Annotated in this window: 17 protein-coding genes; 9 read left to right on the forward strand and 8 right to left on the reverse strand. The window is 59.9% G+C overall.

Going from position 1 to position 21735, the window contains the following annotated elements; genetic code table 11:
• Positions 1 to 2: 2 nt before the first annotated feature.
• Both CQ012_RS06120 and CQ012_RS06125 read left to right on the forward strand, forming a co-directional pair.
• Positions 3 to 470, forward strand: coding sequence for an acyl-CoA thioesterase (locus CQ012_RS06120; RefSeq protein WP_105661618.1), 468 nt, complete (start codon positions 3 to 5; stop codon positions 468 to 470).
• Positions 471 to 533: 63 nt separating this feature from the next.
• On the forward strand, positions 534 to 1388 hold the full coding sequence (locus tag CQ012_RS06125; RefSeq protein ID WP_105657336.1) for a siderophore-interacting protein: 855 nt from the start codon (positions 534 to 536) through the stop codon (positions 1386 to 1388).
• A 326-nt stretch (positions 1389 to 1714) separates the two neighbouring features.
• Here CQ012_RS06125 and CQ012_RS06130 read toward each other — a convergent pair whose 3' ends face one another.
• Both CQ012_RS06130 and CQ012_RS06135 read right to left on the reverse strand, forming a co-directional pair.
• On the reverse strand, positions 1715 to 2560 hold the full coding sequence (locus tag CQ012_RS06130; protein WP_105661619.1) for a DNA-3-methyladenine glycosylase family protein: 846 nt from the start codon (positions 2558 to 2560) through the stop codon (positions 1715 to 1717).
• Positions 2561 to 2564: 4 nt separating this feature from the next.
• Positions 2565 to 3158, reverse strand: a complete 594-nt coding sequence (locus tag CQ012_RS06135) for a DNA-3-methyladenine glycosylase I (protein WP_105657338.1) — start codon at positions 3156 to 3158, stop codon at positions 2565 to 2567.
• Between the two features lie 81 nt (positions 3159 to 3239).
• Between CQ012_RS06135 and CQ012_RS06140 the strand changes: the two genes are divergently transcribed.
• The 5 genes from CQ012_RS06140 (at position 3240) to CQ012_RS06160 (ending at position 8350) form a co-directional block, all read left to right on the forward strand.
• A complete protein-coding gene (locus CQ012_RS06140) occupies positions 3240 to 3611 on the forward strand; it encodes an ArsR/SmtB family transcription factor (RefSeq protein WP_105657339.1) in 372 nt (123 codons plus the stop codon).
• A 2-nt stretch (positions 3612 to 3613) separates the two neighbouring features.
• Positions 3614 to 4540: a cation diffusion facilitator family transporter gene (locus CQ012_RS06145; protein ID WP_105661620.1), complete on the forward strand. Its 927-nt coding sequence runs from the start codon at positions 3614 to 3616 to the stop codon at positions 4538 to 4540.
• Between the two features lie 122 nt (positions 4541 to 4662).
• Positions 4663 to 5412, forward strand: coding sequence for an ABC transporter ATP-binding protein (locus CQ012_RS06150; RefSeq protein ID WP_105661621.1), 750 nt, complete (start codon positions 4663 to 4665; stop codon positions 5410 to 5412).
• 3 nt (positions 5413 to 5415) lie between these two features.
• Positions 5416 to 7911 (forward strand): ABC transporter permease, encoded by a 2496-nt coding sequence (locus tag CQ012_RS06155; protein WP_105661622.1) that lies wholly within the window; start codon positions 5416 to 5418, stop codon positions 7909 to 7911.
• Between the two features lie 94 nt (positions 7912 to 8005).
• Complete coding sequence (locus tag CQ012_RS06160) at positions 8006 to 8350, forward strand: DUF6176 family protein (protein ID WP_105661623.1); 345 nt, start codon at positions 8006 to 8008, stop codon at positions 8348 to 8350.
• A 73-nt stretch (positions 8351 to 8423) separates the two neighbouring features.
• Here the strand turns inward: CQ012_RS06160 and CQ012_RS06165 are convergent, their stop codons facing one another.
• Genes CQ012_RS06165 through CQ012_RS06175 form a run of 3 tightly spaced genes read right to left on the reverse strand, consistent with a single transcriptional unit; the run spans position 8424 to position 13897 of the window.
• Positions 8424 to 11750, reverse strand: a complete 3327-nt coding sequence (locus tag CQ012_RS06165) for an ATP-binding protein (RefSeq protein ID WP_105661624.1) — start codon at positions 11748 to 11750, stop codon at positions 8424 to 8426.
• 3 nt (positions 11751 to 11753) lie between these two features.
• Positions 11754 to 12440, reverse strand: a complete 687-nt coding sequence (locus CQ012_RS06170; RefSeq protein ID WP_105661625.1) for a DUF4194 domain-containing protein — start codon at positions 12438 to 12440, stop codon at positions 11754 to 11756.
• Complete coding sequence (locus tag CQ012_RS06175) at positions 12437 to 13897, reverse strand: DUF3375 domain-containing protein (protein WP_105661626.1); 1461 nt, start codon at positions 13895 to 13897, stop codon at positions 12437 to 12439. Before CQ012_RS06175 ends, CQ012_RS06170 begins: the two co-directional genes overlap by 4 nt.
• A 245-nt stretch (positions 13898 to 14142) precedes the next feature.
• On the opposite strand from CQ012_RS06175, the gene CQ012_RS06180 reads away from it, so the two are divergent.
• Positions 14143 to 15381, forward strand: a complete 1239-nt coding sequence (locus CQ012_RS06180; protein ID WP_286134611.1) for a polysaccharide deacetylase family protein — start codon at positions 14143 to 14145, stop codon at positions 15379 to 15381.
• A 21-nt stretch (positions 15382 to 15402) separates the two neighbouring features.
• Here the strand turns inward: CQ012_RS06180 and CQ012_RS06185 are convergent, their stop codons facing one another.
• Entirely contained in the window at positions 15403 to 18858 is a 3456-nt protein-coding gene (locus tag CQ012_RS06185) for a TM0106 family RecB-like putative nuclease (RefSeq protein ID WP_105661628.1), read from the reverse strand.
• Positions 18859 to 18935: 77 nt separating this feature from the next.
• The gene (locus CQ012_RS06190) at positions 18936 to 19256 is read right to left on the reverse strand and encodes a hypothetical protein (RefSeq protein WP_105661629.1); all 321 of its coding nucleotides are present in this window, start codon (positions 19254 to 19256) and stop codon (positions 18936 to 18938) included.
• 157 nt (positions 19257 to 19413) lie between these two features.
• On the opposite strand from CQ012_RS06190, the gene CQ012_RS06195 reads away from it, so the two are divergent.
• The gene (locus CQ012_RS06195; RefSeq protein ID WP_105657350.1) at positions 19414 to 20133 is read left to right on the forward strand and encodes a M50 family metallopeptidase; all 720 of its coding nucleotides are present in this window, start codon (positions 19414 to 19416) and stop codon (positions 20131 to 20133) included.
• Here CQ012_RS06195 and CQ012_RS06200 read toward each other — a convergent pair.
• Positions 20125 to 21258, reverse strand: coding sequence for a YihY/virulence factor BrkB family protein (locus CQ012_RS06200; protein WP_166650682.1), 1134 nt, complete (start codon positions 21256 to 21258; stop codon positions 20125 to 20127). The two genes, CQ012_RS06195 and CQ012_RS06200, sit on opposite strands and share 9 nt — an antisense overlap.
• Positions 21259 to 21735 lie beyond the last annotated feature (477 nt).

Raw genomic sequence — 21735 nt, forward strand, 5'->3', positions numbered from 1 at the left:
CCATGGAAGAAAGCATCCTGCGGGTGCAGGTCCCTATGCGCTGGGGCGACATGGATGCTTACGGCCATGTCAATAATGTCAATCTGATCCGGTTAATGGAGGAAGCGCGAATCGCCGGCTTTGGCGTGCCCGGTGGCACCGGCGCGCCAGGCTCGCAGCCGCAGGCCGATATCTTCTCTGCAGTGCCTGCCGGAACCCAGATCCTCGTTGTCGAGCATCGGGTGCGGTATTCCCGCCCGTTGGAATACCGCAACGTGCCGGTCAATGTCGATCTCTGGGTTGCCAATGTCAAGCCTGCCAGCTTTGATATCTGCTACGAGTTCCGTGACCCGGTGGAGGACTATTTGTGCGTCAAGGCCTCCACTACGTTGGCTTATTTCGACCCGGTGTCCTCGCGGGTGCAGCGTTTGAGCCCCGGAGAACGCGCGGCGCTCAGTGCATATGAAGGTCCTCCGACCTTCCCGAAGTAACCACTTGCGCTCCCGTCAATTAGGATTGATCTATCTACCCTTATTAAGACAGGAAGTGATTTTGTGTCCCAGCCGGCTGGTGATCGCCCGCAAACTGGAGGCCGACCTGCGCGCCCCCAGGTCCTCCTGCAGGTCCTCAAGCGCGAGAATATCGCACCTCATCTGGTGCGGCTCACCCTTGGCGGTCCAGGCATCTGCGATTTCGCAGACAAGCCGGTGACCGACCGCTACGTGAAATTCCTGTTCGCGAAGCCGGAACTGGGCCTTGAATTGCCTTATGACATGGAAGCGCTGCGTGAGCGGCTGGCTCCCGAGGATCTGCCGGTTCGCCGTACCTATACCGTGCGCCGCAGCGATATGCAGGCGGGAACCATCGAGGTCGATTTCGTGGTCCATGGCGATGAGGGCCTAGCAGGTCCTTGGGCGCGTGACGCGCAGATCGGCTCATCGATCTGCTTCTCGGGCCCGGGCGGAATGTTTGTCCCCAAGGATGAATTCGATTTCCACTTCTTCGCCGGAGATGAAACTGCCATTCCCGCCATTGCGGCCTCCTTGGAGTCCATGGCCCCGCAGATGAGGGGCCTGGTGGTCATCGAGGTTGCCGACGAGGCTGACGAAATGCAATTGCAGGCGCCGGCCGGCGTGGAAATTCGCTGGATTCACCGCGGTGCCGAATTCTCCCCTGAAACCACGATCCTGGAGTCCGTGGTCCGGGGGATTCCATGGCCCGAGGGCCGGGTGCAGGTCTTTGCCCACGGTGAGCGCGAAGTCATGAAGAAGCTGCGCGCATACTTCTATGACGAGCATGGCGTGGACCGCCGCGACATGTCGCTCTCTGCCTACTGGGCCTTTGGCCGTGCAGAAGATGCATTCCAGGCCGAGAAGCGTACGGAAGTTGGCAAGATCTTCGCCGACTAGTCTTTTGGCGCGGACAAAATCGAGCAAGTTAGAGCGACCTAAGAAATAAATCGAAAAATTACGCAAACAGGGCTTGACGTTATTACTGGTTCTTAGGATATGCTTATTCCAGAGCTTCTCCCGTGTGTGGTCGGGAGAAGCGTCAAGCTTGACCGATATTTATCGGCTAGTTCGCTGCTTGCCGGGGCTGCTCACCTCGAAGCAGCGAGCGGCGTAGCCGGCTTGAATAAGGGGAATGGAGAATCGGCTGACTTGCTCAGTCGGCCGATTCGTCGAAAAGGGAGCTTATCAGGATTGCACACCTTGATAAGCTCCCTTTCTCGTTGCTACAGCTTGGCGGCGTCGAAGGACCAGAGCAGCAACGTAGCCAGGTAGCCCGCACCCTTCGGTGGAGGCGCCACAGTGACACCGCGATCATGAAGCTTCCTCATGGCTCGGCGAACTACTAGATCCGACTCCAGGAAGATCTCCGGATCCCGCAAACCCCGCAGGGCCATGTAATTGCGCGTCCATGGACCCACCCCGCGCAGCCCTTGGAGCTGCTCCAGGAATGCCGGCACGTCTCCGAGCAGGAACTTTCCACTGTGCTCGAACCATTCGGCTACCGCGTGCAGCGCCGTTGCCCGCGGCAACGGGCAGCGAATGATTGCACGCAATTCCCCAGGCGTGCAGGCGGCCGTTGAGGCCGCTGTGGGGAAAGCCCGAAGGCCCGAGCCATGCTGCTGGCCCAATGCGCCGACGTAGCGCCCGCCGAGGGTCCGTGCCGCCGCCAAGGACACCTGCTGTCCAATGATCGTGGTGGCCAGGGCCTCGAAAATATCCGGGTAGCTGATCAGCCGCAAGGAGGGGTAAGCCATCGCGAGCGGCTGGTAGCAAGGAAGGGCCTGGAGCGCTTCATAAGCAGCTGTGGTGTCTTGCTGCAGTCCAAGCCAATGGTTGATGATCTCCGTGAGGCGCGCAATGGATTCAGCCGGGGCGTCGTGGGTGAGCGATACGCCTGCAGGATCCAGGCTCAATGAAACTTCAACCAGGTTCCCGTCCAGCTGCAGGACGCGGTGCAGCTGGGCCGCAGCGGCATCCAGCCGCTCCTGGGCAGGCAGCGAATGCAATTCCAGGACTGCCAGTGCGTGGCCGACGTCCAGAATTCCCGTTGCCGGTAGGCGCAGTGCCATGACCTCAGGCCCAGATGCCGGAAGTGCCGCGGCGGTGCGATCCGACCAGGTGGGTATCGACCATGCCGATGGCTTCCATCAACGCGTACATGGTGGTCGGGCCCACGAACTTGAAACCCCGCTTCTTCAGCGCCTTGGCCAGTTCCTTGGACTCGGGGCTTTGCGTGGGTACTTCAGTGAAATTACGCGGAGCCGGGGTCTGTTCCGGCTTGAAGGACCACACGAAATCCGAGAGGCCGCCCTCTTCGCGCAGCATCAGGGTCGCTTCTGCGTTGGCGATCGTTGCGCGGATCTTGAGCCTATTGCGCACGATCCCGGCGTCTTCCATCAGGCGATTGAAATCGTCCTCGGTAAACAACGCGACCTTCTCGGGATTGAAGTGCTCGAAAGCGCGGCGGAACGACTCGCGCTTGGAAAGGATGATGGCCCAGGACAGGCCTGACTGGAAGCACTCAAGGCTCAGCCGCTCGAAAAGTCCCTCTTCGGAGGTGATCGGCATGCCCCATTCGGCGTCGTAGTACGTGCGGAGCATGTCATTCGAGGCGGCCCAGCGAGGGCGCGCCAATCCGTCTTCGCCAACGATGAGATCTTCAGTCATATTTTCATCTTGCCATCCATCGCGATGCGCAGTTGGCCATGCAACGTTCCGTTTCGCGGCAAAGTCACCTATCATCGTTATATGGCGATAATAGAGTCAGATATCGATGCATCGGAAATCCGCAGCGGCAAGCTCCAGTTCGCTGCGCTCTTCCACGCGCTCGCTGACCCGGCACGGCTGCTGATCCTGGACCATCTGCGCACCGGGGAGCATAAGGTCAGGGAACTGACCGAGCATTTGGGGCTTGCCCAAAGCACGGTCAGCGCGCATCTGTCCTGCCTGAAGGACACCGGCCTGGTGCACGTCCGAAGCCAGGGCCGGGCCAGCATCTACTCGCTGGGCCAGGGTGAAGCACTTGACGCATTGACCGCTGCCGCCTCGGCGCTTCTGCCGCAAGAGGCATCCCATCACCATTGGGAAGAAGCGCACAGCATGGATCCGAAGAAAGGCTGAACTTGGGACACGATCACTCTCACGGGCACTCCCATGATCATTCCGGAGCAAACCGAACCCGCCTGGCCTGGGCCTTCGCCATCACCGCTACAATCCTCGTCGCCGAGGTTGTTGGCGCTATCGTCACCAACTCGCTGGCCTTGCTGGTCGACGCAGCGCATATGCTGACCGATACCCTGGGGCTATTGCTGGCTCTGACCGCTGCCAACCTGATCATGCGCAAGCCAACGACCAAGCGCACCTGGGGATTCCGCCGCGCAGAAGTCCTCTCCGCCACCTTCCAATCGGCATTGCTGCTGGCTGTGGGCATCTATGCGGCCATCGACGCCGTGCGGCGGCTCTTCACCCCTGCAGAGGTCCAACCGGAGGGACTGCTGGCCTTCGGCATCATCGGCCTATTGGGCAACGTCATCTCCATGTGGATCATTTCCGCGGGACGCAATAGCAACCTGAATATGCGTGCGGCTTTCCTGGAAGTAGTCAACGACGCGTTGGGCTCGGTTGCCGTTATCATCGCCGCGCTGGTTATCACCTACACCGGATGGATGCGCGCCGACTCCGTGGCAGCCCTGGTGATCAGCGCCCTGATCGTTCCCCGGGCCATGAAATTGCTGGGGGAAACCACCCACATCCTTCTCGAATCCACGCCTAGGGGCCTGGATCTGCTCGGGGTCAAAGCGCATTTGGAGGCATTGCCCGGGGTGATCGCGGTGCACGATCTGCACGCCAGCCAGATTGCCTCCAACCTTCCGGTGCTCACCGCCCATGTGGTGGTCGAGGACTCGATGTTCTCCGCTGGGGTAGCCGGTGGGCTGCTGCGGGATTTGCAGCAGTGCGTGGCAGATCATTTCACCGTGAGCGTTGAGCACTCGACCTTCCAGATTGAGCCGGCATCGCACCAGGAAACCGAACGCGAACATGGCTGCTAATCGGTAACCTGCGGGGGCAGAGCGTCCACGAATTTGCTCATACCTTGGTATGACGCACCCCCGGGAAACTAGGTCCTGATGGTGGATGCGGGTTTGGCTAGGCGCTTTGTAGTATTTCTAATATGACTTCTGAGACTCTGCCAAAAACCGAAGATGCGGTCGCTGCCCGCGGCTTGACCAAGACCTACGGGCATGACAGCACCCGTGTTGAGGCCCTTCGCGACGTAAACGTTTCCTTCGAACGATCCCGCTTCACCGCCATCATGGGCCCATCGGGCTCCGGAAAATCCACGCTGATGCACTGCCTGGCTGGACTTGATACCGCCGACTCCGGTGAAATCATCATCGGCGGCAAGAACCTGCTGGAGCTGAGCGATGACCAGCTGACCGAGATGCGCCGCGAGCAGATCGGCTTTGTCTTCCAGTCTTTCAACCTCGTGCCAACCATCACCGCCAAGGACAACATCCTGCTGCCATTGTCGCTGGCCGGCAAGAAGCACGATCGCGACTGGTTCAACACCGTCATCCAGGCGCTCGGCCTGGGCGACCGCCTGAACCACAAGCCGCATGAACTTTCCGGCGGCCAGCAGCAACGTGTCGCGGTAGCCCGAGCACTGCTCACCCGGCCGGAAGTGGTCTTCGGCGATGAGCCAACCGGCAACCTCGATTCGCGTACCGGCGCCGAAGTGCTGTCCTTGATGCGCACTTCCACCCGTGAAATGGGCCAGACCATCATCATGGTCACCCACGACCCTGTGGCCGCGTCCTATGCAGACAATGTCTTGCTGATGAAGGACGGCACGATTGTCGGATCCATCCAGGAGCCAACCGTGGCTACCGTAACCGAGGCCCTGGCCTCCTTGGCGGAGTAAGCAATGCTGCACGTAGCACTTTCGAATATCAAGACCTATGCACGGCGATATATCGCCGTCATCCTGGCTGTGGCCATCGGCACCGCCTTTCTTGCCGCAACGCTTTCGGTGAACTCATCCACCCAGGCGACACTGAAGAATTCGCTCGGAGACGCCTACAAGAACGCCGATCTGGTGGCCTACCCCGATTGGGACCTGGTTCCCGGCGCCGAGGAGTTGACCGAGCTGGGCCTCAAGGACATCGCAGATGTCCGGAACCTGCCTGAAGTTTCCACCGCCTATGGCCTGGCCTACGCCGATGGCCTGCTGCGCACGGCGGACAACAGCTACGGCGTGTCCGCACAGCCAGTAGATCCCGACCAGGGGCTGGGCGGCATGGAATTGATTGAGGGCCGGGCGCCCCAAGGTTCCAACGAAATCATCATCGATGCTTCCCACGCCGAGGAAATGGGCGTGTCCATCGGGGACGTCGTGGCTCTGGAAAATGGTGCGATTTCGCCGGCGAACTACAACATCGTGGGCATCCAGCGCTCGACCACCAACCCTCGGACCTCGGCCTACGCCTTGGCCGGCATGAGCGAGAAAGCGTGGCAGCACTTTTCCGGCGGCCAAGCGCTGATCACCGAAATCGTGGTCAATGGCGACGGCTCCGACGAGTCATTGAAGGCAGAGCTGGAGAAGCTGTTTGCCGGCAAGAAGATGGCTGACATGGCGGTGGTGACCGCCGATGAGAAGGTCTTGAACGAAGTCGCCCAGTTCACCGGCGGCACCGACCAGCTCAGCGTGATCCTGCTGGTCTTCGCACTGATTGCGCTGGTGGTCACCGGGCTGGTTGTGGTCAATACCTTTGCCGTAGTCATTGCCCAGCGCACCCGCGAACTGGCACTGCTGCGCATCCTGGGCGCCAAGCGCAAGCAGATTCGTAGCTCGGTGCTCATCGAAGCACTGCTCATCGGCATTCTTGCCTCGATTCTCGGTGTCTTGCTCGCCGTCGCACTGATGGCGGGCCTGATCCAGCTGCTGCACGTGATGGTGCCGGAGATGTCCTATGCGGCGTTGGCCCTGACCCCGCAGGGATTGGCCATCCCAATTCTCGTCGGCGTGCTGATGACTGTGGTCGCAGCGAGCCTGCCGGCTCGACGGGCGATGAAACTCGCACCGCTGGCGGCCTTGCGCCCCTTCGACGCTGCCAGCGTGAAGAACCGTGCCGGCAAAGCCCGGATCATCTTCGGATCGCTGTTCGTGGTGGCCGGCGCCAGCTTGCTGGCCTACGGCGCGATCCAGGGGGATCTGGTAGTCGCCTTCCTGGGCGGCCTGGTTTCCTTCCCGGGGATCCTGATGCTGGCTTCGCTGTTCGTGCCGAGCAGCGTTTCCGGGATCGGCAAGGCCGTGGCTGGCAAATCGACGGCGGGAAAGCTCGCGGCCCTGAACGCCGTGCGCAACCCGGGCCGAACCACCGCGACGGCAACGGCACTGCTGATCGGGGTGACCTTGGTGTCCATGATCATGGTCGGCGGCCAGACCGCCAAGGCCAGCTTGAACAACGCTGTGGCCGCAGAATTCCCGGTCGACATGATGGTCTCCTTCTATGACCGCCAAGTTTCAGGCGCCGAGACCAAGAGCATGCTTGAGCAAATCAATGGCGTGGACGGGATTACCGCCAGCTCCAGCTTCAACTCCGGATATGCGGATGTGGACATGGGAACCGATGAAATGTTCAACGCCGAGGTCATGTCCGTTGATCCCACGAGCTTCGCTGACGTTGCACTGGATCCGAATATCGTGCCGGCAGATGGCGAAATCGTCTATGTGCTGGGTAGTCCCGAAAACCCGACGGTGGAAGTTGGCGGGCAAACGCTGGCAGTGAAGAATTCCGAGGCCATGCTCTCAGGAAATATCGTCACCGAGCAGACTTTCAGCAAGCTGGAAATCGATGAAGCCAATCAGTACTCGGGGATCCTGATCAAGGTGGATTCCGACGTCAATGCAGCGGGCGTCAACGAACTGGTCACCAAGGTTTCTGCCATCACCGGCGTTGAATCATCAATGATCAATGGCGGTGTGGTGATGAAGTCGATGTTCTCCCAGATCATTGACGTGCTGCTGATGATTGTCTCTGCGTTGCTGGCAGTGGCGGTGCTGATCGCCCTGATCGGCGTAGCCAACACGCTCAGCCTCTCGATCCTGGAACGCACCCGGGAGAATTCCCTGCTTCGTGCCCTGGGCCTGAAGAAGAAGCAGCTGCGCGGCATGCTGGCGACCGAAGCGGTACTGATTGGCGGCGTCGCAGCCCTGCTCGGCTTGGTGCTGGGTGTGGCCTACGGCCTGCTTGGAGCCCGCTCGGCACTCGCGTCCATGGGAACGATGACCTACGAGATCCCATGGTGGCAGCTCGCACTGGTCCTGCTGATCAGCATCGTGGCAGCGCTCTTGGCATCGGTGACTCCGGGCCGCCGCGCCGCAAAGTTGTCGCCGGTTGAAGGATTGGCCGTCGAATAGCCGGTAGCCAGCCAAAGACAGTGGTCCTGAAAGCCAAGGCTTTCAGGACCACTGTCTTTTCCGCAGGTGCGGCTCAAGCCCATAGGCTGTAGACATGAAAATTGAACTCACTCGATTCCGAGTTCTGCTAGGCAAATCAGCGCTAGCTAATGAATGGCTGGAATTCCTGAACAGCAATATGCCCGCGGTGCTTGAAACCCTGGAAGGCGAAAAGATGTACGTGGAGACGATCTTCAGCGAAACCCTGGATGGTGTCGACTACCTCTACTGGTACAGCATCCAAGGCGAGGGCGGTGCCGCGGTGCAGGACTCTGCACATGAAATCGACAAGGTGCACCTCAGGTATTGGAAGCAGTGCATCGATCCAGGCTTCGCACCCCAAGAGCTGTCCCCGCGGGTGGTCATGATCCCTGAACGCGTGCAGCGCAGCATGGTCTAGAGGCGAAGCACCAAGGCACGAGGTCCAGAACTCGCTATGGCGAATTCTGGACCTCGTGCCTTGTTCTGGATGTTCAGCTGCGCAGGGTAATCGTCGTGGCCATGGCCGGGGAACGGCCGGTGGTCACGAAGCCTGAGATATTGGAGCCAGGGTGCTTGATGATATCCGTGATGGATCCCAGATGGCGGCTCAAATCGATCTTGTCCTCGGGGGCCGCGAGCACCAGATGGAAACCGAACTCCTGCAACGCGCGTATGCCTGCCGCTGCATATTCGGAGTTGGCTTGAATGAACGCCTCGTCGATCATCACCGTGCCGTAGGAAGTGAACCCGGCTGAAGCGAAGCCCAGCTGGTAGGCCAGGGCAGCACCCATGATGAAGGATGTGAAGCGCTGGCCTTCGCCGCCGGAGAGCGTCCCGGGTTCCAAGCCGGTCTCAATCTCCCCATTGGGCTTGTGCTCATTGCAGCTGATCATCACATGCTGGCGGACATCGAGCACGGTCGAACGCCATGAAGCCATCGCCGGGTCGCTGAGTGCGGTAACCAGTGCCTCCAGCGCTTGGTAGGAGCTGGCCAAGGTGGATTCGTCCTTGGTGGTGTAAGCCTCCTGCAATGCGTCCTTCAGGTCCTTGCGGAAGGTACCGGCCTCAACTGGAATCGCATTTACTGCTTCCAGGCGAAGGACCGACCCATGCTCGAAAGTCACCTCTGCCAGAATCTGGTTCAGCGGCTTGATGCGTTCGGAGATCATCCGGCGCTCTTCATCCAGCAACTGCAAGAGGTCGCTGAAGCGTTCATAGGAACGGTTCGCGAAGTATTCGCGGAACTGCGCCTCATGGTGCGGCAGGCCGTCGGCCACGATCTGGTCGTGCAGCTGCGCGTAGTGCTCAGCTGCTTCAGCGGTGGTGCCATGGGTTTGCGCGTGCGAGGTGCCGAATTCACGGGCAAAACGACGGAAGGTTTCGCTCAGCGCGCCACCGATTTCCTGGCGCTGCGACTGCAAGGAGTTGACCTGGCTGCCCAACTGGAGCTTGACCTCGGCAAAGGCTTCGCTGATTTGTTCACTGGCAGGGCAGTTCCCTGCAACCACTTGCTGGAGAACCGGGCCAAGCAGCTGATGCTGGCGCAGCGCGGACGGGATGCTCTGCTCCCATCCGGTCCCCAAGTCATCGCTGGTGGACAGGATCTGCTGCGCACGCTGCACCTGCAAGCCAAGATCTGCAATGCGTGAACGAACCAGTGCGAGGTCCCCGACCAGGGTTTCTGCCTCGGCCTTCGCCGTTTCGATTTGCTGGCGAACCCGGGAGGAATCCCCGGACAATGCCAAGGCATCGCCGAGCTTCTGCTCGCTGCGGCGCAACGCTTCCAGTGCCTCGGACGCGTCGAACTGGCCAAAAGTCCGCTCATCGGCAATGAGGGCCTGCAAGAGCTGGGTTTTGGCCACGATCTTGTTCTTCGCCGCACTGCGTTCATCGGCAGCCTGGTGGGCCTGGACGATTTTCTCATCCAACCGTGCCGCCTTGGACTGCAACTCGGCAATCTTCGACTCGTTGGTGAAGCCCAGCAGATACTCGGAAGCAGGCAACGTGCGGGTATCGCGCTCGAAGCTTCCGGTTCCTGACTTGATGGTGCCGGCCGGGGTTATCGCCTTGGGGTGCACATGCATGGCTGCATCGTTCTCAACACAGGCCAATGGGTAGTCGGCGGTGATCTTCGCCTTCAGCCAGGCCCCGGCTTCGCCGGGCGCGAAGTCCAGCTTGGCCACCAGGTCTGCCGGGCCGGCTTCAGCGGTGCGCGGCGGCTGGGAAATGTCGCTCCACCGCACGCGGCCCAAGCCGTCGAGTTGATCAATGGCGTGGGTGACTTGGGTGAGCAGCTCCCCGGGAACCAGCAGCGTGCGGGCCAAGGAGTGCAAGGCCTTTTCAGCGGCCAAACGCCAGGTACCGGCATCGGCCGAAACATCCATGAGCTCGCCAGCGAAGGGAAGCTGTTCTTCCTTGAGCGAGCAGGCCGAAGCGATGGCTCGGCGGGCGGCTATCGAACGGTCATCGATATTGCTGGCCCGGCGCTGGTAGGAGCGGATCTGGTCAGCCAACGTTTCTGCGCGCTTGCGCAGGTTGACCAAGGTGGCCATGGCCTCGTACTCAACGGTCTGGGCATCATGCGTAATCGAGCTGAGCTGCTGCAAGGTACGTGCCGCGTTGGCCCGCAGCTCATCCAGGCCGGTGGCTGAGAATTCGAAGGCCAAGCCAGCATCCGAGGCCTGCTGCTGCAGGGTCCGGATGATGTTCTCCTTCTCGCTCAATGCCTTGCGAGCCACATCGGCCTCGCGCTCCAGCAGCATCAGGGAAGCAGAGCCCGCAGAGTCGTGGGCAGCCTCCAGCGACGCCAGCTGGTCATCGAGCTTTTCCTTGCGCTGCCGCAGCTCGGCCTTTTCGGTCTTGAGCTTGGCTAGCTCCGATTCGTGGGAGTTCAGGTCATTGCGCAGCACCAGCTGGCGGACCTGGGTTTCCAGGGTGTGCACGTCGCTTTCCAGCAATTGCCGGGCGGTGGCGATCTGTCCAGCCAAGGAACGGTAGGCCTGATCCTGCTCCGGCACCTGCGCGAGCACGTCACGCTGGGCGCGGGCGGTATCCAGCTGGCGGTAGATGCCACGCAAATGGGCAAAGTCTTCCACTGCTGCGGACGCGGCCTTCAACGTGGCTGGTTCTTCCAGCACTTCGTGGCGGAAGAACTGGTTGACGCCCTTGGCCAGGCCCTTGCCATTTTGCAAGGTGCGCAACAGGGCAAAGGCCTTATCGCTTTCGACGCCTAAACGGCGGCGCAATCGCTCAATGAACGCCTTGTGGGTATCGAATGCCTCGCTCGGTGCCAGGGCCTTGGATAGCGAGGACACGGTAAAGCGGCGCGGGCCGTGGTTTTCCAGCTCCGCAATATTGACCTTGCCTTCGCACAAAAGATAGTGCTTGGAGACTTGTCCTTCCAGGCCGGCATCGGGCAGATCGAAGACCGCGCCGGCTGTAACGGTGTTGCCCATGCCATCGTCGTAGCTGAGCACGATGGCGCTCCACGTCGCGCCGGGGCGCTGGTAGACAGTGCCGGCGCTGGTTTTGAACTTGCGCCCGCGCATGTAGGAGAACGTGGTGCGGCGGTCCTCGCGGGTGGCCGCGTCATTGGCCGATTCGTTCAGGCGGGGCGTTGCAAAGAAGACGTGGCCCATCGCATCGAACAAGGTGGATTTGCCCACGCCCGGATGGCCGGTGACCAAGGTGCCGGCGCGGTCCACGGCCAGATCATGCAAGCCGTGGAAGGTTCCCCAGTTAACTATTTGTACCCGGCTCAGACGATGCTGGCCTGGGTTGAGTGCCCCGCCCAGCGGGAGAGTCATTTCAATGCTCATCGGTTACTCCTGCACCAACTCGGGGGTCTGCTCTGCGAGGTCATCAGCTTCTTCGGCTCCCAGGCTGAAAGCTGGATCATTAGCGTCGATTGCCGCGATGTAGCGTGGTATGTCCTGGATATTGGTGATCGGCAGCGCCATCGCCAGGGCCGGGGAAATGCGGAACTCGTTCTCCAGCTCGGTGCCGGTGAGCAAGCGCAAAGCCTGCAGGCGGGTGACCGCAGCATCGCAGGATTCGGCAAAGCGCTTGTCATCGCGGTCTGAGGTCTGGCGGTGCTCGGCCAGGATCTCGTGCATGCCCGCACGCGAAATCACGGCATCGCTGCCGCTGCCTGAATGCTGTTCGAGCAACAGCCGCAGCCGCAGGGCGAGCAGGGTTTCATCACGCTTCAGCGGACGGCGCGGAGCGATAGGAGAGGTGTGGACCTGTTCAATCTGGACGGGGGCAAGCATGGCGATCTTGCGGTCCATGTCCAGCTGCAGTGCCAAGAAGATCTCGGAGAAGTAATCGCTGATGCTCTGCTGCTGGTCCAGCAGCAGCTGCCAAGCCGAGGCATCGATGGACCCATCAAGGTACGGGCCGCGCAACAACCGGACCAGCAGCTGGCGCAGCGGCAGCGGGAACTTCCCGGTATCGCCCTCGAACAAGGGTTCGGTGATCGGTGCGGCGTATGAATCGCTCTTGGTCATAGCGGCTCCTTCGTAAAGCTTAACGCGGGCAGGATTGCGGTTCGCATCGAACCATCGAGTTGCTGGAAATGGATGCTGAGCAGATCGCTCTCGTTCAGCGATTCGCCATTGGTGCGCCCGATTTCCACGAGGGCACGAATGGAATTCAAGTGCCGCTGCTCGGCATCCAAGGATTCGAAGACTTCATCCAACCGGATCGAGCCGGAACTGGACTGGCCCAGATGCCGGGTGATCGATGCACGCAGCAATGGCATGTCCGCCTGGGGCGTCGAGGGATTACGCACAATGTCGGCTTCGCTGAATTCTGGCGCTTGAGCCAGCGGAGGCGGAGCCACATGCTCGGATGGGTCGTAGATTCCAAGACCGGAAAGGGTGACGAACTGCGGAGCGAAGAGCTCCATCGGGGCCAAGCCGCTGCGGGGTTTCAGGCTCGTGGATTTGCTGATCGCTAGTTCAGCTTCGCGGACCGCTTGGCGCAATAGCTCGGCCTGCTTGTAGTCCTCGGACTGCACGAATGCGTGCAGGGATTCAGAGAGCTTGCCATAGGAGGCATGGACTTCAGCTGCCTGGCGGCGCAATTCACGCAACAGGTTAGTGAGGATCTGGCGTTCGGGCGTTTCCAGGTCATCTACGAAGTCGCGGTCCAGGACTTCGGCCAATGCGGCGCGGAAACGCTGCTGCGCTTCCGGGGAGTTCAGGAATTCAGTGAATCCGCTGAAGGTTTCGCCTTCGGCAGTGGAACGCAACTGACGGTCAGCTTCAAGAACCTGGCCCACAGCTACGCCCTTGGCTGTGGAGGCATCCAGAATGCCTTCACGCAATGAATGGAGCATATCCTGGACGCCGTCGCGCATGCGTCGGAAATCTGCTGGCAAACTCGATGCCAGATCGAGTACGGAACGTGTTGCCGACAAGGCGGTCGTGCGAGAAAGCACCGCCGGGTCATCCCCGCTGCGCAGCTGGTCGATTTGGGCTTGGCGCAGCGCGATCTGGGATTCGAGGGCACGGATACGTGCTTCGGGATCCGGATCGGTTTCGTGGGCCAGCGATTCCAGGGAAGAAAGCAACGTGTTCAGGCGAGACGAGTTCAAATGCGAATCGTCGGTGGAAAAATCCGCCAGGTAGCGCAGGGTGCGCAGGGTCTGCGCACTGGGTTCATACACGAAGCGCCCATCAATCAGCGGACGAGCCAGAATTCCCTGTTTGACCCATGTTTCGGCGAAATCCTGGGCCGAATACGAGGCGGGAATCTGGTCATCGCTTTTGCGCGCTTGCTTCAGGAAGGAATCCAAGGAGGCATGGAAAAGTTCCAATGCGATCCGTGAACGGTCTGCGGTGAACTCTGCGCGGATGAAGGCCACAGCCCACGGCTGGGCGGTCAGAAGCCGATACGCTGCCGAGCTTTTGAACTGCTGGGACTGAAGCCACAAACTATTCGCGCGGTGCGAGGGCTGCATGTACTTCCTTGATCTTTGGGACGCCTAACCAATCAATTCTAAATCATTGGACTCCTTCCAAAATGTGAGCTCCCTAAAAGCTGAATGTTAGACATCGCTCAAGTTCGGTAATTCATCCTGAAAGGGTGTTGCCTCCAGCGCTACCTGTGTAGGGTCGAAATAACCAGATGACAACTCGTTTTCTTCCGGCCTGGCGGGCACGGTGGAGGTCACGGAGGTCGAAGCCATTGAAGAATCCACGATTGGTGATTTCGCTCGGGTTGGCGCTGGGACTTGCCGGGTGCAGTGCTTCACAGGAGCCGCCAACGCCGGCCCCGGATCCCGCTGCCGTTGAAAAGGCTGAGCAGGAAGAAGAACGAGTGGACGGCGTGAGAGCCGAGATCAACCGGCTAGCTGACGGATACGACTATGACGCGGCGATTAAACTCGCCAAGAAAGACAGCGCCGAACAGCTGAACCAGATGGCCAGCGGCCTAGAGGAAGAGAAAGGGCAGGTTTCAGCTTGGGAAGAGCCGAACAACATACCTCACCTGTTCTTCCACTCGCTGATTGTCGATCCCGGCAGGGCCTTTGACGAAGGCAGCAGTTCGCAGGGGTACGCCGACTACATGGTGACCCAGAAGGAATTTGCAGCCATCCTCGACGAGCTGTATGCGCGTGATTATGTCCTGGTCAACCCGGAAGATTTCGCCTCGCTCGACGGCCAGGGGCAGATGGAGTATCGGGATATCATGCTGCCCCAGGGCAAGAAGCCAGTGGTGCTGTCCATCGATGACCTGAGCTATTACGAATACATGGAAGGTGATGGCTTCGCCAGCAAGCTGGTGCTGGATAAGGACGGCAAGGTCCGCAACGAATACGTCGATGCGGAGGGAAAAACGCAGGTTGGCGCTTTTGACGTGACCACGATGGTCGATGACTTCGTAGCGGAACATCCCGATTTCACGTATCGGGACGCTCGCGGCCTGATCGCAATGACCGGATACAACGGGGCATTCGGCTACCGCACCTCTGCCAGCCAGTATCCCCAGAGCAAGACTCTGGAAGCTGACCAGAAGAAGGCTGCGGAGATCGCAGAAGCGATGAAGAACAGCGGTTGGGTTTTCGCGTCCCATTCGTGGGGGCACATTGCCACTGGGACGGTCAGCATGGATCGGCTCAAGCGGGACACCAAACTGTGGAAAGCCGAAGTGGAACCGATCGTGGGAAAAACCGGGCACTACATCTATCCTTTTGGATCGGATATTGCCCGGACCCAGCGTTACGCGGGGGACCGGTACCAGTTCTTCAAGGACCAGGGGTTCGGTTACTTCTACGGCGTTGACGGTACGACTCGCACATGGATGCAGCAGGGTGATGAGTACCAGCGGCAGATGCGCATCAATGTGGATGGGTTGCAGTTCGCCAAGGAACTGCGCGGTGACCGGCCAGTCCTGGGAAGTTTCTTCAAAGTCGAGGATGTGATTGACCCGGCGCGCGAATGACCGGGCCAATCGATCATCAAGCTACAAAGCCATGAAGGCACCGAGCTGCGCGAGCGCCGATGGGTTGGAAGGCAGATAATCGGTGAGCCTTTCGCTGCGCACGATGATGGCCTTCCATTGGCCGCGGGAAATCGCAACGTTGATGCGATTGCGGTTAAGCAGGAATTCGATGCCACGCGATGCATCGGTGGCGCTGGAACATGCCATGGTCATCAGCACAACTGGTGCTTCCTGTCCCTGGAACTTGTCAACCGTTCCCACCTTGACCGCCGATAGGCCTTCAGCTTCGAGGACATCGCGCACCAGATTTACCTGGGCATTGTAGGCAGCAACTACCAGGATGTCAGCGGCGCCCAATGGACGGGCAGGCATGCCTGCCCCCGGACTCCACATCATCCCCAGATGCTCGCGGACCAATCGGACAATAGCCCCGGCTTCTTCGGCGCTGCTGACCGCGTTGCCTCGATGTTCAACGAACACCGTCTCGACCCCGGCCGGTGTGCCTTCGAGCTGCCGCAACCCGGCGGCGTCTGCCGAGAATAGCTGGTGGTCATAGCTCAATGCCGAAACCTTGGCGCAAAGCGCTGGATGCATTCGCCATGAAGCTGCCAGGAAGTACCCTAATGCGGCTGGCAGCACTGGTTCGCCGCCGGAAAGCCAGCCGAGCGCCGATTCGTCCACCGGCTGAGGATGAGTGCCCTGGGTGACCTGGGGCAACTGCTGGGGATCACCGAGCAGCAGCAAATTGCGGGCTGCTCGTGAAACCGCCAAGGTATTGGCCAGTGAGAACTGCCCGGCCTCATCGATCACCAGCAAATCCAGGCTATCCGCGGGGACTTTCGAACCGGTCAGCGTCCAGGCAGTACCTCCAATGAGCCCGCCGCCCGATGCGTGGAGAACTTCAGCCAAGGAATCCTTGGACGTGCCGGCCCAGGGGACCGGATCATCGTGCTTGACTTCCTTGGCTACTGCCTCGGGATCGACCCCGGCCTGCACCGCTTTCCGCAGGACGTTTTCAACTACTGCATGGGACTGGGCAACCACGCCAATCTTCCATCCGTAATCAACGAGTTCACGGATCACATGCGAAGCGACGAAGGTCTTGCCGGTCCCCGGAGGGCCTTGTACCGCAAGATAGGAATTATCAAGATCCTTCAACGTCTCGACCACGGCAGGATAGATCTGCGCCTGGCCATCAACCAGGGCTGGATCCACCGGTGCCGCAAGGGTTTTCAGGCGTGGCGGAATCCGCCGCAGGATGTCGATGCCAGGCCGTTCCGGAAGCACCGGTACGGTGGAGCCCACCCGCTGGGCGATCTCCTTGAGCGCTGCATCGATGCTCATCGTCGCCAACGGCTTATCCGGAGCCAATGCGCATGGATGGGCACCGTAGGCAGGGATCTTGCCGCTGGTTTTCTCCGCAATGGTAATCCAGCCCGGGCCGAGCTCGACTACGGTGGCGTTGAATGCGCCGCCGCGCACGGAGTCGTCAACGGCCATGCCTTCAGGCAACGGAGCATCAAACATGGCGAACACTGATGAGCCGGGGGAGAGCAGAGATCCTTCCGCCAAGGTTCCCTGCAATCTCGTCACGCGCGTAGAGGTGCGCGCCCGAGGGGTGGCCTTATGCCAATCCTCGAGTACTTCCGCAGTGTCCACAATGAACACTCCCCGGGCGTCGCTCCAATCATCCATTGGCGCGGACAAGCGGTCGAAGTGTTCCCACCAGAACTGCTTCTTTTCACGCCGGTTGTAACCGGTCGCAGCGGCGACCATCGCGATCGCGCGGTCATCGTTGCTCAGCGCGTGGGCGTGGGGAAGCTGCGCAAGGTAGTTTTGCAGCCGAAGCTCTTCGGCGGTGGGCTCGTATTCGTCTGCGGCCGGGCCTGGCTCAGGCATATCCGGCAGGGTGCCAGGCGCCTCATCGCTGAGCGAAAGCAGCCAATCCCGCAAGCGCAAAGTGGAAAGGCAGTCGTACTCGTTGTAATCGGCAATCGACTCGAGGATCGCTTCAGCGGCCCCGTCGTTCTTCGAATCCCGCGCCAGCATGTACTGGGCATAGGCGACCACCGATGCTCCGGCATCGGTGACATCCCCGGAGCGAAGGTGCTCTCCCATGTACAACGGTTCAAGCTTCTTGATGGAGTATGAGCGGGTGGAAACCACCAGGGCGTTACGCACGGTCTCGTAGAGATCGATAAGCAGGTTCTCACGCAGCCACTGGTCGACTTCGTCCTCACCGGCAATATGCACCTGCGAGAGCTTGCGCAGGGCAGTTTTCTCATAGGGCGCATAGTGGTAGACCTTCATGCGCGGGAACCGCTGGCGGCGTTCTTCGACATAGGCAATGAAGTCCAGGAAGGCTTGGCGTTCTTCGGCGCGGCTATGCGCCCAGAAGGGTTTGAACACCGGCACCCCGGTGTCATATTCGATGACGCCGAAGAGGTATTCCAGGCCCCAGGAGCCGTCGGAAGGTTCCTGGTAGAGCGGGTCGCCCTCGAAATCGAAGAAGATGTCGCCTTGATCAGGCCGCGGCAGCGAAGAGATCGGGCCTTCGTTCTTCACCCGGTAGGAGACGCCGTGGACCATGCCATCGCTCTGGGCCAGCCCCAGCTGCATTCTGGCCTGCTCCGCGGCACGGTGCAGCGAGGTGCCTGGTTCAGCCTCTAGCCCGGCGAGCTGGTCAATGGTGGAAATGCCGCGGGCGCGAAGTTTTTCTCGCTGCACCATGGACATGCCAGCGACCAGTAGAAGGTCGCGGGTTTCCTGGGCCTGCACTTCGCAATAATCGCAACGGCCGCATAAGCGCAGTTCATCGGAGTTCCACCGAACTGGCTGGTTGGCCGCACGGTGTTCCTGCACCATCTTCACGAATCGTTCACGCTGGGCCCGGAAGACTGGCAGCACTTCGTCAACCCGATGCACCGAATGCGTCCCGTCGCCGAGGACCAGGGTTGCCGAGGTGGACACGGGGAGCCCTTCTGCCAGCATCTGATCCGCGTAGGCTGCGATCTGGAGCAGGGCGCTGACCCTTGCATGGCGGGCGAGCTTGGTATCCCATACGGCCCAGGTGCCGTCCTCCTGGCGGACCAGGAAGTCGGCAAAGCCGATGAAAGCCCCATCGAAGAAGGTGGCCTGGAAAATGACATCGGCGCCGTTGCGAAGCACGTGCATGGTCGCTTCGTGGGCTGCCCGAAGACCGGCCGCAGACATCTGCGGGCGATCAGTGAATTGTTTGACGCCGGTTCCCGTCGCCGGGTCGTATTCGCCATAGGCAGCTATCAGGTCTTTGAGGACGTTCTGCTCATGGGTGTCGCCGAGCACCGCTGTTCGTTCCAGCATTTCGTCTCGTGCCTTGTCAGGCTTGGGACGCAGGCCGAGTTTCACATCCAGCAGGTACAGGGACTGGTAATTGCAGTCAACGGAGACTGACAGGTCACTCGCTGAGAAGATGAACTGATCATCTAGAAAGAACACGGGGCCTGGGCCTTTCGTTGACTTGTTTCCTACCTAGTCAACGTAGCACCAGACCCCGACAGATTCGCTGATGCCGCTTAGGACAGCTCGTCTTTGTTCTTCTTGGGGCCGCCAAGAACGAGCGAGAGAATGGCAACGCCGGCAGTCACCGAGTTCACCGCTGGCCACGCACCGATTTTCTTGGCCAGCGGATGCGAAGCGCCGAAGCCTCCGAGATAGGCGCTGATCAAGGCAATGGCTTTAGCGGTTCCAGCATCTTTCTTCCAAAGCAGGAAGGCGCCGGCACCTGCAGCACCGAGCACAACGGCAGCCAGCGGGCGCTTCTTGGTGGCACGACCGGTAGCGTAACCGCCCACTAAACCGGTGGTGGCCAAGGCGGTTGAAACGATGCGAGACATGAGACTCCTCCAGATATACGGCACAGTGTTCCGCTTTGCAGACTATGCCCGTCACCTGTGATGTTTCCCAGAAAGTCGGGAAATGCACTCGCCGGTCACTATGTGGCCGGTGGGGCTTGCAAGAATGAGTAATACCGAACGCCGATGAGGAGCAGGAATGAATCTAGATATTGCCCAGGCCTGGGAGCGGCTCTCGCAGCCGGTGAACGTGGCCCTGAACCAGTGGCAGTGGCTGATCGTTGCGTTCTTGATCCTGCTATTGGTGGTCCCTCGTCCGGTCTGGCGGATCACCGGCTTGTACTCCACGCTGATTCATGAGCTCGGCCATATCATCGCGGCCTTATTCACGGGCAGATACGTGGCTGGCTTGCGGCTGGGCTGGGACCATTCCGGAGAAGTGCGGAGCATTGGACGGGGCAAGATTTCTGTCATCATCTCCGGGATTTTCGGGTACCCCGCACCGATATGGGTTTCAGCTTTGATGCTGTGGGGCATATCCACGGGCTATTCCGGGCGGGCGCTCGGCATCTACGCGTTGCTGTTCCTGCTGGCGCTGATCTTTGTCCGAAATTGGCCGGCCTTTATTGTGTGCACTATTAGTGCACTCGTGGCATTGGCAGTGGTCTTCTTTGCGCCGGTCGAAGCGTACCTGTACCTGGCTTTGCTTATCGCCGGGTTCTTGCTGCTGGCTGGCCTAAAAGACTTCGTCAAGCTTCTTTCGGTACATGTTTGGAGACGCCACGATATCGCCCAGTCCGATGCGTACCTGATCGCCGAGGCTACCCGGACCTTCGCCTCATTGTGGGTGGTGGTGATTCTTGTTCTGGGTTCCGGCGGCCTGTGGTGGGCACTGCAGAGCTTGTCGGGACTATTCTGAGCCCCTGCGCAGATCGCGTTTGGTTTTCATGCGGCTAGCGGTCCAGGCCGCCACGGCAACCAGCCCCATGGGGAGCAGCTTCGTCTTGCGCTTAGGCTTCGTGGATGGATCCCTCTCCATATCTTGCAGCGGGTCGCCACCGTGCTTGATACGGATTTCCTGGGCCTGGACGAGATCCTTGTATGTTGCCAATTCCTGCTTGGCTACCAAAGTGTCATCACGCAGTGGAAGAAGTACGTCATCTATGGCAGGCATGCCCGTGCGAAGCTGGCGGAGGCGGATGAATTCGATATCCACCAAGGCTCCGAGGAGCAAAGCGATGTTGCTGATCCAGCAAGCAAGAATCAAGATGATCACCCCGCCAATGGTTCCGTAGGTGGCGGAGTAGCTGGCGAACTGCGAAACATAAATACTGAAACCGAATACCGACAGTCCCAGGATCACCAGAGCTGTCAGTGTGCCGGGCGAGAACCAGCGGAATTTCGTTGGCTTGACGTTGGGGGTGAAGTAGTAAAGCAAGGCTAGAACCAGGAGCAGCATAATGAGCATCAATGGCGGCTTGGCGATATTCAGCACGAGCACAAAGCTGTCGCCCATGCCAATAATATTGCCGATTCCGCGGGCGACGGAGCCAGAAGCGAGCAGCAGCACCAGGGTCACGACGGCAACCAGCATGATCAGCACGGTAATCAGGAACATCTGAGGACGCCGTTTCCACTGGGGGCGGCCTTCCGGTGCCCCATACAGCCGGTTCAACGCGCGGCTGAATGCCGTGACATATCCAGATGTACTCCACAGCGCGCCGAGTGAACCGGCCAGGATTGCCCAGAACGTTCCGCTAGCTTGGGATGCCAAGCCAGCGAGCAGCTGTTCGGCCGTGTCGAGCAATTGCTGGGAGTCGCTACTTGCAGATTGTCCGTTCGGGGCGAGGCTCTGCTCTAGCAGCTCCATGATCCATTTGGTGCCGCTTTCGCTGGCACCGGCCAAAGACAGGAGCGAGATCAATGCCAGTAATCCGGGGAACATGGCAAGAACCATGAAATAGGACAGGGAAGCGGCAACGTCTAGTCCATCGTTGCGAAAGAATTCCCGCAGGGCCCGGGGGTAGCAGGTCAAGGATTCCATGAATCGGTCTTTGCTTGTGCTGCCTTGTACTGGCATTGAGTTCCCCTGTCTGACTGATGAAATCAAACCTACAGCGCTGGCTTCTTGAAACAAATTACCTCAGGGCAATTCAGCTGTCCTGTTGCTTGAACGCCGCGGTGTGTCCATCGCCCGGGAGGCCTTGCAGGTGGCAGCGAGGAAAAGGCCGTCTGCCGGGGAAAAATTGCCCCTTCGGATTGCCTGACGCCTTGGGTTTCGGACGCCGCTATTCCAGCTTTGGCGAAGGCGGAATGCAACCTTGAAGGGAGCTGGGCACGGCCCAGAAATGAATTGCAAGCTATATCACAGCGAGCTGGATAATCTCCACTTTTGGAAAGTAACATTTTCGTTGCTTGATATGGGGATCATGGTGATTTTCGGACCCGATTCAAAATTTTTTTCTGGCCAATTGACCTGTATTTACGGGGTTTCTGACCGTTTCCTGAGTTGCGAGGGTGG

This window comes from Arthrobacter sp. MYb214 (assembly GCF_002979865.1).
Lineage (GTDB): Bacteria > Actinomycetota > Actinomycetes > Actinomycetales > Micrococcaceae > Glutamicibacter.

Bases quoted from the DNA above. Each gene is read 5' to 3' on its own strand.
- CQ012_RS06175 (WP_105661626.1), bottom strand. From the start codon at position 13,897: ATGCAGCCCTCGCACCGCGCGAATAGTTTGTGGCTTCAGTCCCAGCAG.
- CQ012_RS06160 (WP_105661623.1), top strand. From the start codon at position 8,006: ATGAAAATTGAACTCACTCGATTCCGAGTTCTGCTAGGCAAATCAGCG.
- CQ012_RS06130 (WP_105661619.1), bottom strand. From the start codon at position 2,560: ATGGCACTGCGCCTACCGGCAACGGGAATTCTGGACGTCGGCCACGCA.
- CQ012_RS06150 (WP_105661621.1), top strand. From the start codon at position 4,663: ATGACTTCTGAGACTCTGCCAAAAACCGAAGATGCGGTCGCTGCCCGC.
- CQ012_RS06165 (WP_105661624.1), bottom strand. From the start codon at position 11,750: ATGAGCATTGAAATGACTCTCCCGCTGGGCGGGGCACTCAACCCAGGC.
- CQ012_RS06140 (WP_105657339.1), top strand. From the start codon at position 3,240: ATGGCGATAATAGAGTCAGATATCGATGCATCGGAAATCCGCAGCGGC.
- CQ012_RS06135 (WP_105657338.1), bottom strand. From the start codon at position 3,158: ATGACTGAAGATCTCATCGTTGGCGAAGACGGATTGGCGCGCCCTCGC.
- CQ012_RS06200 (WP_166650682.1), bottom strand. From the start codon at position 21,258: ATGGAATCCTTGACCTGCTACCCCCGGGCCCTGCGGGAATTCTTTCGC.
- CQ012_RS06170 (WP_105661625.1), bottom strand. From the start codon at position 12,440: ATGACCAAGAGCGATTCATACGCCGCACCGATCACCGAACCCTTGTTC.
- CQ012_RS06190 (WP_105661629.1), bottom strand. From the start codon at position 19,256: ATGTCTCGCATCGTTTCAACCGCCTTGGCCACCACCGGTTTAGTGGGC.
- CQ012_RS06155 (WP_105661622.1), top strand. From the start codon at position 5,416: ATGCTGCACGTAGCACTTTCGAATATCAAGACCTATGCACGGCGATAT.
- CQ012_RS06195 (WP_105657350.1), top strand. From the start codon at position 19,414: ATGAATCTAGATATTGCCCAGGCCTGGGAGCGGCTCTCGCAGCCGGTG.
- CQ012_RS06120 (WP_105661618.1), top strand. From the start codon at position 3: ATGGAAGAAAGCATCCTGCGGGTGCAGGTCCCTATGCGCTGGGGCGAC.